9 protein-coding genes and 2 pseudogenes are annotated in these 9,501 nt (G+C 38.6%); 2 read left to right on the plus strand and 9 right to left on the minus strand.

Annotation, left to right across the window (positions count from 1 at the left end; genetic code table 11):
- Positions 1-2: 2 nt before the first annotated feature.
- Both AACS05_RS00700 and AACS05_RS00705 read right to left on the minus strand, forming a co-directional pair.
- Positions 3-521, minus strand: coding sequence for an efflux RND transporter periplasmic adaptor subunit (locus AACS05_RS00700; protein ID WP_223307043.1), 519 nt, complete (start codon positions 519-521; stop codon positions 3-5).
- Positions 509-1,021 carry an efflux RND transporter periplasmic adaptor subunit gene (locus tag AACS05_RS00705; RefSeq protein WP_223307044.1) on the minus strand — a complete coding sequence of 171 codons (513 nt, stop codon included), beginning with the start codon at positions 1,019-1,021 and terminating at the stop codon, positions 509-511. Before AACS05_RS00705 ends, AACS05_RS00700 begins: the two co-directional genes overlap by 13 nt.
- 134 nt (positions 1,022-1,155) lie before the next feature.
- On the opposite strand from AACS05_RS00705, the gene AACS05_RS00710 reads away from it, so the two are divergent.
- Complete coding sequence (locus AACS05_RS00710) at positions 1,156-1,851, plus strand: response regulator (protein ID WP_071829101.1); 696 nt, start codon at positions 1,156-1,158, stop codon at positions 1,849-1,851.
- Between the two features lies 1 nt (position 1,852).
- The gene (locus AACS05_RS00715; RefSeq protein WP_045450030.1) at positions 1,853-2,899 is read left to right on the plus strand and encodes an ATP-binding protein; all 1,047 of its coding nucleotides are present in this window, start codon (positions 1,853-1,855) and stop codon (positions 2,897-2,899) included.
- Between the two features lie 71 nt (positions 2,900-2,970).
- Here AACS05_RS00715 and AACS05_RS00720 read toward each other — a convergent pair.
- The 7 genes and pseudogenes from AACS05_RS00720 to AACS05_RS00750 all read right to left on the minus strand — a co-directional run.
- A pseudogene (locus AACS05_RS00720) lies at positions 2,971-3,471 on the minus strand (helix-turn-helix domain-containing protein); the annotation flags it as partial.
- Positions 3,472-3,885: 414 nt separating this feature from the next.
- Entirely contained in the window at positions 3,886-5,034 is a 1,149-nt protein-coding gene (locus tag AACS05_RS00725; RefSeq protein ID WP_223307045.1) for a hypothetical protein, read from the minus strand.
- Positions 5,035-5,149: 115 nt separating this feature from the next.
- Positions 5,150-5,776, minus strand: a complete 627-nt coding sequence (locus AACS05_RS00730) for an ABC transporter ATP-binding protein (protein ID WP_045450032.1) — start codon at positions 5,774-5,776, stop codon at positions 5,150-5,152.
- Complete coding sequence (locus AACS05_RS00735) at positions 5,769-6,533, minus strand: hypothetical protein (RefSeq protein WP_045450034.1); 765 nt, start codon at positions 6,531-6,533, stop codon at positions 5,769-5,771. Before AACS05_RS00735 ends, AACS05_RS00730 begins: the two co-directional genes overlap by 8 nt.
- Positions 6,496-7,704, minus strand: a complete 1,209-nt coding sequence (locus AACS05_RS00740; RefSeq protein WP_045450035.1) for a TolC family protein — start codon at positions 7,702-7,704, stop codon at positions 6,496-6,498. Before AACS05_RS00740 ends, AACS05_RS00735 begins: the two co-directional genes overlap by 38 nt.
- Positions 7,701-8,753, minus strand: coding sequence for an FtsX-like permease family protein (locus AACS05_RS00745; protein ID WP_190284587.1), 1,053 nt, complete (start codon positions 8,751-8,753; stop codon positions 7,701-7,703). Before AACS05_RS00745 ends, AACS05_RS00740 begins: the two co-directional genes overlap by 4 nt.
- 338 nt (positions 8,754-9,091) lie before the next feature.
- A pseudogene (locus tag AACS05_RS00750) lies at positions 9,092-9,501 on the minus strand (hypothetical protein); the annotation flags it as partial.

Raw genomic sequence — 9,501 nt, forward strand, 5'->3', positions numbered from 1 at the left:
GGTTACGGGTGTGCACCTTGCGCCAGCTGCAACGAAATCCCTTCCTGTAACCTGCTCATGCCTTTGATAACTAACTGATCGCCAGCCTTCAGACCCTTTAAAATGGAGAATTTAGCGCCAATAGCTTCTCCCAGCTCAACCTCGACAGATTTCGCTTTCCCCTGATCGTTGAGCCAGACATGGGTTTTATCACCTTCGCGTACCACCGATTCACGGGGTACCGTCAGGCCATCCTTCTCCAGCAGGCGGGTTATTTTCGCCTGCACATACATGCCCGGAAGTAACGTTCTGTCCGGGTTATCGACCAGCAGACGCATCACAACATCACCCGTACCTGCATCGACACTGACGCCGGTAAACAGGATTTGTGCCTTGTTGCTGTAGGGCGTGCCATCTGCCGCAATAATCGTTGCCGTCGCTGCATTTTCATTACTGGCTAATGTTCCGGCTGCGGCGCGTAGTGTGTTCATGCGGGCGGCAGGTTGACTGACATCGACGTACACTTTGTCTATTTGCTGCACGGTTGCCTGCGTTCGAGCGCAGCACGGGCCTCTGAAATAGCTGCTTTAGCCTGATCGGCCGCGGAAAGCGCCTCGTCAAAATCCTGCTCGCTGACAGCTCCGGTATGTTTTATCTTCCCCAGCCGATTTGCCTTAGCCTGTAATTGAAGGTAACTGGCCTGCGCTTTTTGTAGCGAGGCCGCAGCACTGTTAACTTCAGCTTTAAACGGTGCAGGATCGATCTGGAATAATGCCTGACCCGGCGTTAACTCACTTCCCTGGTTAAACTTCATTTCAGTGACGATACCGCTCACCTGAGGTCTTATTTGTGCAATCCGGTAAGCTGCCACGCGGCCCGGAAAAATATGTTCCTGGGAAACGGGTTCTGCGGTAAGCGTTGTGACATCAACGATGGCCGGAATTTCTTCAGTCTGTGTAGCGGTTTCAGAGCCTGAGTCACAGGCACACAAGAGCCAGAAGAGGGATAACACACTTATTTTCGTCGTTCCTTTTAGCATCATTCCAGTCAATTCCTGATATTTAAAATAGGCATTGCGTGTTAGAATAATTATATATTTCATATGTTTAGATTAAGTGCAGGATGTGTGGAGATTGCGTGGAGCACGAAAAATTTGAGCGGATACCGGGAGCAAAAATGAGAAACGTCAAAATCCTGCTGGCAGAAGATGAAAATGAAATTGCAGAGATTCTTACTGCTTATCTGGTGAAAGAAGGGTTTTCGGTGGTCAGGGCGAAGGATGGTCGGGAAGCAATCACCCTTTTTAATGCCGAGTCTCCCTCTTTTGTTATCCTGGATATTCGAATGCCGCATGCCGATGGCTGGCAGGTGCTCAGTGAAATCAGGCGGGATAGTGATGTCCCGGTTATGATGCTGACCGCGCTGGACGCAGATATTGATAAGATTCAGGCTCTGCGAACAGGGGCCGACGACTACATTGTTAAGCCCTTCAATCCTGCGGAAGTGATCGCCAGGATTCACGTCATTTTAAGGCGCATGACTTATCACCACGCCGACAAAAACCAGCTCTCGTTCAGCACTCGCCACATCGCTCTGAACGTCACCAACCATGTTGTCGTGATTAAAAATACCGATACTGATATTGCCAGTCAGTTAACGTCTACTGAATTTAAAATTCTTCTGCACCTTATTCGTTACCCGAAACGGGTCTTTTCCCGACAGGAAATTCTTGAATATTGCCTGCCGGAAGGCGATGCCAGTGAGCGTACGGTTGACAGCCATATCAGCAAGCTGAGGAAGAAAATCGAACAGGCGGGATTACCGTCTGTTCCTGAAAGCATTCGTGGTTTTGGTTATCGGCTGGGAGACTGAAATGGCCAAAACCGGTATTCGGCACCAGTTATTCATCCTGACTTCCAAGGTGGCAGTCTGCACTCTTGTTTTGTTGTCCATTGTTTACAGCACCTACATCACGGTATTTGCTGATGGTCACGATGAATACAGCTGGATCCCAACTACCCATGATTGGGTGCTGACGCTAATTTCGGGTTTGTTATCTTCTGTGGTGGCGTTAGGTTTTGCTTGGGGGTTTGCCCGCAAAGTGATCACCCCATTAAATGCGGTTGCAGAGAGCGCCCGCAAGATTGCGGAAGGCCAGCTTGGCGAAAGAGCAAAACATAGCGTGCGGGAAATCAGGGAAACGGCTTTACTGGTCGATGATTTCAGTGCGATGGCGGATAAGCTGGAAGTGATGTCCAGCGAGATGAAGAAATGGAATGCGGCCATCGCCCACGAACTCAGAACGCCGGTCACCGTTTTACGCGGCAGAATCCAGGGCATTCTGGATGGTGTGTTTGCTAAAGATGAGCGCCAGTTTGCGATCCTGCTTAACCAGACTGAAGGATTATTAAGGCTCATCGATGATTTACGAGTTTTGAGTCTTTCTGACAGCGGACAGCTCTATCTTTATCACGAAACAATTCAGCTGGATCAGTTGATCAAAACTGGCGTTGAACTCTTTCGCGATGACCTTGAAAGCAAAGGTCTGACACTTGCTATAGAGGTAGAGCAAGTAATCGGCTTTGTGGACAGAATTCGTATCAGCCAAGTGTTATCAGCGCTGTTGAGTAATGCCCTTAAATACTCTGTTCCCGGTAAACTCCTCATCACCTGCCATTTAATCAATGGCGATATCCGCATAACGGTTGAAGATGAGGGGCCGGGTATCCCGTCGCAAGACCGTTCGGCCATATTCGATGCTTTTTATCGTGCAGATAATGTGCGTTCAGCAGACGGTTCAGGCCTGGGGCTGGCTGTAGTGAGTTCCATCGCGAGAGCCCACGGCGGCCAGGTAAGCTACAAGCGCAGTGACCTGGGAGGATGTTGTATTGAGTTTATGCTGCCTGCGGAGGTTAATTGAATTGCACTAGCTTCACGAGGTGAATGACTGGTGTCAAAGCACTGAGAGAAATTGGCCGCATTGAACGAACCGAGAAGTGTGCAGGCCGGACCACGATCCTCGAACCAGCGATGTTTACTGCCATCGATCTGTATCAGCTCACCAGTACATGCGCGTCGTGGACGGGGCTGATGTACACGAGGAGGTCGTAGCTTGCGGGGGATCCATAAGCCGGCCCGGGTCATCAGCTTACGTACGGTCTCTTTAGCCAGATACAGGTCATGAACTTCAGCGAGCTTCTCGCAGGCTAATGTCGGACCAAAATCAGCGTAGCGTTCACGGATGATGCGCAGTGCACGCTCAGCGAGGCCTGGCATCAGTTGCCGGTTGCCAGGCTGGCCACGACGGCGGTTAACCAACGACAGCGGTCCATGTTCACGGTAGCGCTCAAGCAACCGGCGGCAGTGTCTGTCTGAGAGCTCCAGCCAGCTGGCTGCAAGACGAGTGGTTAGACGCCGGTCAATCACGTCCTGAAGGATCCTGAGTCGGTTCACATCGTTCATCGAGAAAAACTCCGTTCCGTATGCCGTCATGAGTCTCTTCCTTTGAAAGCAGCGATCGCTGTGGTGAGACTGTAGCGCGGACATGTCTAATTTGGTCAGAGACGGACATCTCAATTTAGCTACTACAACCTTGATGCGCATAATCAGGATTATGTTAAATTACGCAGATGACATTAAACTGTGATTGTATGGGTCTTAAAGACACTTTACTTTCCTATTATAACTAAAGTCAAGTTTAGCCCCCTCCCCCTCTCAACTACAAACACACTTCAACCGTAATGAATCGCACAATTTGTGATATAGGTCAACGCTATGTGGCGCGGTAGCTGGTTTCTACTAACGCGGGTCTAAAACAGCTCAGTGACCATGTCTTCTTCATTTTAGTAAAAGACAATATATACCATATGAAATATGCCAACAATTAAAAGTTAAACTATCAGATACCTATTGAATGACCATGGGGCTATTTTTAGTATCAATAATAAAGAAGGGTTCTGACAATGATGCCATATAAGTATTATGGTCAACACTCCAGTCGTTAAATAAAATAACAGTTCCACCATAGTTTTGTATATTAACAATAATATTGCTATTTAAACCATTGATGAATTTGGCCAAATATGTTGCATAAATTTTAAGTTTATCATGGCCATAGCCATTATCGAGCAACTTATAATTTGATTGGATAAGCATCATATCAGATTTCTTTTTAGTAAACTCGGGGAATAACGCATCATAACAAATAAAAGTAGACATTAAAGATCCATTAACATCAAAAAAATGGTTGTTTAAGTTACTATCAATATAAAAGTAATTAGATTGCATAGATTCTGTATTATTTGAAAGCCCCCTCTTTTCAATAAAAGGAATCAATGTTTTTTTTTGGTTTAACAATATTTTGTTTTTGTGATGATAATATGTGATAATATTGTTAACATCTTTAAAGCCGCTAAACGATAAAAATAAATGATATTTTTCATGTATTTTTGAACTAATTATGTTATCAATAAGTTTATCTGTTAGTTTTTGATTATGGTCCTTTTTATAAGAATAAAGGTTATTCTCTGAAAAAACAACAGCATCAATATCTGTATTTGCTTTTAAGAAACTTAATAAATCCCTGAAAAAGTCGGATGTATTACCACCTTTTTCATAGTATAACCCAACTTGAACTATAGCTAGTCTCGTATTCGTATTGTTAATAACTGTAGCAGAACTGTGATGAAAGAAAAATACCAATAAAAACAATACCAAAAACAAACCTTTTAACTTTAATCGGATATTACAAAAAATGACACCAACACAAAAAAACAATAAGAATAGATTTAATACACCATAATCAGTTTTTGGAAGTAAGGTATTAAATTGTGGGTACAAGAGTATGAAAGGATGGAGAGGGAAAATTATTTTAGAAATACTCAGTACCGTCATTAGCAACGAATGTAAAAAAACACCAGCAATACCTAACTTCGATAACCAATAAAAACTTGCAAACCAAAAAATAAAGTAAAGAAGACCGAACAAAAAAACCCAAAAGTTGAAGGAAATTTGTGGTTTAAAAGATAATAAATAAGCCCCAAAAATGTCATTCAAAAAAACAAATGAGAACAGAACAAGTATAACGCTTAGGATGAATGCATTACGCTTGTAACAGTTAAAATAACAAAGCAAAAAAAGGAAAATGATAAAATAGAGCATATAAGATATATTAGCTATTAATGTTAATGACTTTCATATTTTTTGAAATTAAAGCAGTATCATGAGTAATCATGATGACTGTACCTCCTGTTTTATTAAAGTTTTTAATAATATCCATAACTTTAATTTTATTATCCTTATCAAGACTTGCCGTTGGCTCATCAGCGAGAAGAATCCTTGGTTCTTTGATTAGAGCTCTTGCTAATGCCAATCGTTGCTTTTCCCCGCCAGATAACAAAGAAGCAAGGCCATTTCGGTGTTCAAGACCAACCATGCTAAGTACAGAAGGAGCAATAGACTTTGCTCTTGGAAGTTTAGCGAAATTAACAGAACAAAGAAGATTCCTCATTATAGATTGTTGATCATTGATAAGTGAATTTTGAAATACATAGCCGAAATAATCTCTTCGGAGCTCAAATGCACGCAAGAAACAATTTCTTGGAATCATTTCATTTATGAATGTATATTGTCCGTCATAATCATGATCGAGCAAACCAATTATGTTAAGCAATGTGCTTTTCCCAGCTCCTGAGGGACCGGTAAGGATAATAAAATCTCCTTCTTGGATTTTTATTTGAAAATCATTAAAAAGCACTCTCTCATCAAAATGCTTGTGTTTTATGTGTAAATTAATCAATTATATGTACCTCAAATACGCTATCCAAAAGATGTACTAAATCTTCAGAATTTTCTTTAATCATTAAACTGGCAATTTTTGAACCATGAAATGAGTTATCTCCAGATGAAGATACCTTATTAGCAAAAGCTTGGTATGTTGAACCTGTCACTAATGACTTAACTAATATTTTTTTATCCTGAATGCGACCAGTTAGCGCAACGGGATCATATTTTATGTCAATAAGAAAATTATCAATATTTTCTAATCTAAGTATTGCGTCACCTGTATTTACCACCTGGTTATTCATTGCATAAATATCACGAATGATATATTTAGAATTAATAACGGGATGTCCAAGTTCAAGAGTTCTTTCTAAAGCCTTTAACTCAAGATGAAGCTCTTGAAGATTTATAGTTGCTTCTTTAAAAGTATCTTCCTTTACATCCATTTCTGAACGAGACACATAGCCAAGAGAGAATGATTTTTTAGTATCTTCATAATCTCTTTCCAATCGTATTATTTTTGATTTGAAATTATTTATTTTGATCTGCAATATCTTTTTTTTTGATTCAAGTTCATAGCTTTCAATTTTAAATGGGGACTCATTGAAGTAATAACTTTCATTTTTAGACTGAATTAAATTTACAATTCCATTGTACGGACTTTTTAGTTCAAGTAAATTTACCCCTCTGAGGGTCCCATAATAAATGTCTGCTTGCACGGGAAATAAAGCGAAGCTAATCAAGAAAGCTAAGATAAGCCTTATAATAGTCATACTCTCTCTCCTCCTTTTTTAAATTTATTTTTGCCATTTCCAGATCATCAAGTTGGCGATAATAGGATATAATTGTTTCTTTTTTCTGCTTAAATCTCGTTAATACATAGTCTGCTTCTTTCTCACTAAGTTTAAGCTTGCTTTTTAGTAATAGGATGTTTTTCTCAAGCTGAGAAATTTTAGATTGTACCTTTTCTTTTTCACGAAGCAATAGTTTTTGCTTTTCATCGAAAGATTGATTTATTTTTTTTACAGCCAATCCGTGTTTGTATTTATAAGTATTTACCGAGAATAATCCACTTAATGGGACCGAAGTAGTAATAGATAGACCAAAGTTTGCCTTGCTAAGAGATAAATCGTTCCATGTTCCTGATTCTGGAGGGCTGACATTGAGAGATAAGCTTACTGATGGCTGCAATGAAGCAATATCAATATCATAATTTAGCTTTTCTCTTTCAAGATCCAGCACTCTATTTTCGGTTAATAGACTATTCATGCTCTTAGTTTTGCAAGATACAATCATTTCATAATTTATACTCTCCAATAAATTCACCGGAATATTATACTCCGCATTTAAATCTAATTCTGCTTGAATAATCTCACTCTCAGTATTAATGATATTATTAAGGATCTCTTTTTCTCTGTGGCTTACAATCTCATGTTCAACCGCAGCTATCTCTCCTGACTCAAAGTTTGCTTTTGATGCCCGAAATTGAACTCTGTGCTTGTCGAGTTGCGATTGATACAAATCACGTAAGTCAACTTTATATTTGTAATCGGTAATCGCACGATATAAATTTATAACATATGTATTCTTTTTGTCAAAAATTTGCAGATTGCTATTATTAAATTCAATATCAATTTTTGCTTTATTTTTATTATACTTATTTCCCTCATAGAGGCTCTGTGATATACCAGCATATAATCCGCTTTCATCAATAGACTTAAATGACCGCGTATTACTACTTTGCTGACTGGAACCTAAATAAATGTTAGGTAATAATGATAAATCATTAATTTCCCCCTCAAGGAACAAACGTTCTTTTTCAATTAAAATGTTTTTATACGATTCTGTGTTTTTAAAGTAAGGTTCTATAAAACATGAATTATTCATACTAGCGTAAGTATGTAAGGGAAGTGTAAAAAACATTATAAGTGTTGACAATTTCATAAACTATTTTTTATTAAATTAACCGGGTTAATTTTGAAAAATTGGTTGCCAGAAAAAATGCTGGTTAGATAACAAGAGATAACCACAATTATAAAAGACCCAGAGATCATAAATAATCTAATATGCATTTTAATTTCAAACAGTTGCGATATTATATGTATTAGAATCACCGTCAAAAATGTTGACATCAAACTACTAGCTAATGTTATTAGTATAACTTCGACTATCACAATACGTATTATTATTTTTTTATCTATACCATGTATTATTTTTAAAGCAAACTCTGTAGTTCTGCTCTGAAATATTTTACGGCAAGATACCATAACAATAACGACAACCATAATAGTTAGTAATATATAGACTGAGTTTGTAAGAATAGAAAACCTATCAAATACTTTTTTTACAGTTTCTTTAGCGTCAAGTACTGAGTGAATAGAAAAATCCTTGACATCGTTATCCAAAAATATTTTTTTTACGATAGCAATATCTTCTGGAACTATTTGTTCTTTTTTTATAAAGTCTACACTATTAATTTGATCATCCAATACTAATCTATACATTGTTTCTAGCGGAATTAAATATTTTGAATTAAATTTTACGGTAGATATTCCTAAGCTATCTAAAAAATCAGTTTTTTTTCGTTTTACTTTACCAATGACTTTAAAAGGAACACCATTTAAAAAAATATTCTCGCCTTTATTGAAGGGAGCATCATTGGGTACTATTACTACAGTTCCTTTAAATTCTATTTTACTTTCCGGTAAAAGGCTATTAAATTTATGCTCATCAACCCCAACAACTAATTTCATATCGTCGGAGAATGGAGATGACCCAATGAAAAAAAATGTCTCTTTTATTTTAGAAAGTGTATATGCATATTCATTAAACAGAATCTCTATTTTTTTACCAGAATAAGGCTTACTAAAGTCCACACTAAGTACTTCATCTCCATTAACATTCAACTCAGTCTGCGCCTGAAGGGATGTGCTATATATCATTGAATCTGTTAAAGTTATACCGGTAAAACCAATAACAAGAAACGACATCATAAAAATAACATTTTTAACATTTTCTATAATGTTGTTTATGGATTCTGATAAATACATTATATTAATTAGGCTGTATAAAGCGTCTATAATTTAGTAAGTTAAGCCATTGATGGTGACTACAAGCAGTACTTGTAAATTTCTTACCGTCAATTCCCTTCTGGCACTCCATCATTACATTCTGCTCGGATTGTAAAAACCGCCGTATTTCCGAGTGATCTGACCATCTTGGTAAACAAGAGCACCACTGGCATAAGAACCGTCTGCATACCAATTACTGATAAATACTTTATTTAACTCGGGCAGCTAAGCTGCCCGAGATTCAATTATGCTTCCTTTTCTTAATTATAAGTTACAGCTACATTGAGCGGCGCACTCCACTTGGTTGTGGCAGTGAGCGGAGAGTTAAACGTTGCTTCCATGGTCTGACCTGCATCAATACCCAATACATAAGAAGCAGCAGCGACGCCATGCATAAAATAGCCATTAGCCTCTTGAAAATCAAGATTCATAGCCCATGTAATGTGTTCCCATCTAGAAAAAGGGTGGGCCTGTAATAAAGGATGCTGCGTAGTAGCATCTCTAAGCTGATTTAATGTTTTAACCTCACCAAAGCGAATAAACATACCATTAACATCAGTATATCCGTTAGCCATACTCCTTCCAAATAGACCACCATAAAAAGCAGAATTATTATTGTCTGCCTTTAGTGACGTAGCTAAATATCTATAATTACTAGAGTCGTAATATA

The sequence above is a fragment of the Citrobacter sp. S-77 genome (genome assembly GCF_963864895.1).
Classification (GTDB): domain Bacteria; phylum Pseudomonadota; class Gammaproteobacteria; order Enterobacterales; family Enterobacteriaceae; genus Citrobacter; species Citrobacter murliniae.

Excerpts from the sequence above, each read along its gene's own strand:
- AACS05_RS00710 (WP_071829101.1), top strand. The coding sequence starts at position 1,156 with ATGAGAAACGTCAAAATCCTGCTGGCAGAAGATGAAAATGAAATTGCA.
- AACS05_RS00745 (WP_190284587.1), bottom strand. The coding sequence starts at position 8,753 with ATGATGTCGTTTCTTGTTATTGGTTTTACCGGTATAACTTTAACAGAT.
- AACS05_RS00735 (WP_045450034.1), bottom strand. The coding sequence starts at position 6,533 with ATGACTATTATAAGGCTTATCTTAGCTTTCTTGATTAGCTTCGCTTTA.
- AACS05_RS00715 (WP_045450030.1), top strand. The coding sequence starts at position 1,853 with ATGGCCAAAACCGGTATTCGGCACCAGTTATTCATCCTGACTTCCAAG.
- AACS05_RS00705 (WP_223307044.1), bottom strand. The coding sequence starts at position 1,021 with ATGATGCTAAAAGGAACGACGAAAATAAGTGTGTTATCCCTCTTCTGG.
- AACS05_RS00740 (WP_045450035.1), bottom strand. The coding sequence starts at position 7,704 with ATGAAATTGTCAACACTTATAATGTTTTTTACACTTCCCTTACATACT.